This is a genomic window from Mesorhizobium sp. M7A.F.Ca.CA.001.10.2.1 (genome assembly GCF_003998575.1).
Taxonomy (GTDB): domain Bacteria; phylum Pseudomonadota; class Alphaproteobacteria; order Rhizobiales; family Rhizobiaceae; genus Mesorhizobium.
The window spans coordinates 1-1,947 of sequence record NZ_RZQY01000884.1 but is presented as its reverse complement, the minus strand read 5'-3'; the positions used below and the strand labels follow the sequence as shown (position 1 = coordinate 1,947).

At 60.8% G+C, this 1,947-nt stretch carries 2 protein-coding genes; both read right to left on the bottom strand.

Features of this window, described 5'->3' with window-relative positions; all coding sequences use genetic code 11:
* On the bottom strand, positions 1-704 hold a 704-nt coding region (locus tag EN964_RS33040), incomplete at its 3' end, for a phosphoribulokinase (protein WP_127277333.1).
* An 8-nt stretch (positions 705-712) separates the two neighbouring features.
* Positions 713-1,759 (bottom strand): class 1 fructose-bisphosphatase, encoded by a 1,047-nt coding sequence (locus tag EN964_RS33035; protein WP_023810405.1) that lies wholly within the window; start codon positions 1,757-1,759, stop codon positions 713-715.
* Between the last annotated feature and the right edge of the window lie 188 nt (positions 1,760-1,947).

Genomic DNA, 1,947 nt, shown 5'->3' with positions numbered 1-1,947 from the left:
GCGAAGCGGATAACCAGCATCGATTCGTCGGGCGTCGGGATCCAGCGCGCGATGAACGGGTTGGACGTGTCGACGATCGGCACGCGCTGGAAGTTGATGGCGGTCTGCGAGAATTGCGGGACGATGTAGCGGACATAGTCGGGCATCCGGCGCAGGATCACGTCCATCACCGCCTCGGTGGAATAGCCGCGTGTCGAACGGTCGCGATGGATCTTCTGGATCCATTCGAGATTGATGACCGGCACGACCCCTATCTTGAGATCCGCATGCTTGGCCAAATTGATCGTGTCGGTGACGACACAGCCGTGCAGCCCCTCGTAGAAGAGCAGGTCGCTGGGAGCGAATTCGCGCCATTCGGTAAAGGTTCCCGGTGGCGTGCCGTGCTGCTTTTCCTCTTCCTCATCGTGAATGTAGGTGCGGGTCTTGCCGGTTCCGCGGCGGCCATATTCCGCGAACACCTCTTCGAGAATTCCGAGTTCGTTGGCCGCGGCATTGAAATGGGTGAAGTTCGGGTTGCCGGCCTTTTCCTCCTCGGCCACCTTTGCCTTCATCGCCGCGCGATCGTAGCGGTGGAAGGCGTCGCCTTCGATGAAAGCGGCCTCGATGTTCTCGCGCCGGAAAATCAGATCGAAGATGCGCTTGACCGAGGTCGTGCCGGCGCCCGACGACCCGGTGATGGTGATGATGGGGTGCTTGGCTGACATGGTGCTGCTCAGGCTCTGAACAGGCCGCGGCGGCTGAACAGCGGCGCACGCTCACCGATGTTGCTCGGCTCTGTGTGGTAGCGGGTGATGCGCGCGACTTCCCGCGCCGACCCGAAGATCATCGGCACGCGCTGATGCAGGCTCTCGGGTTCGATTTCCAGGATTCGGTTGATTGCATCGGTGGCGGCACCACCAGCCTGTTCTATGAGATAGGCGATCGGGTTGGCCTCGTAGACGAGGCGCAGCCGTCCCTGACCATAGCCCTTGCGTCGATCGCCGGGGTAGAGAAAAACGCCGCCGCGCATCAATATGCGGTAACAGTCGGCAACCAGAGAGGCGATCCAGCGCATGTTGAAATCCTTCTCGCGCGGTCCTTCGGTGCCCTCCAGGCAGTCGTCGACATAGAGCCGCACGGCCTCGTCCCAGTGCCGGTAGTTGGCGGCGTTGATGGCGAATTCCTGAGTGCGTTGCGGAATGATCCGGCTTTCATAGGCCTGGACGAAGGTGCCGAGCCTTGTCGAGAAGACGAAGACATGGGTGCCGCTGCCGAGCGACAGGACGAGTGCCAGCTGCGGCCCATAGATGAAGAAACCGGCGCCTAGCTGGTTCACGCCCGCCTGCAGGAAAGAGGCGGCCGGATCAGCGTCCGGCGCGCCAGTTGCGGTCAGGAGCGAGAAGATCGTTCCGATCGAGACGTTGGTGTCGATGTTGGAAGAGCCGTCGAGCGGGTCGATCGCGATGGCTAGTGGCGCTTGCCTGTCGAGCAGGACCGGCTGCTCCAGTTCCTCGGAGGCGTAAAGCGCGACAGGCGCCCGGCGCATGGCGTCGAGGAAGATGTCGTCGGAGAAGACGTCGAGATCCTTCTGGACGTCGCCGTCGGCATTGGCGCCACGGGTTTCGGCAAAGGCGGCGCCGAGCACCCCTTGGTTGATGGTGTTGCGGACCTTGATGGCGGCCTGTGTCAACTGACGGACGGTCGTCACAACTGCCGAGCGGAATTCGTCAGGCTGGCCGAGATAGGAGTTCAGAAAAGCGTCGAGCGTTGCCGCTGGCATCGTAACCTCACGGTCCGGCCGCATCTCCTCGGAGCGGCTGGACTGGAGGAATGGAAACAAACGTCGCGAGCTAAGTAAAATTCAATAACTTTACTTAGCCAGTAAAAATAATTTAGTATGCGGCATGAGGAACCTCACGCTCAAGCATTTCAAGACCATCCAGGCAATCACCAAGTGCGGCAAAATTG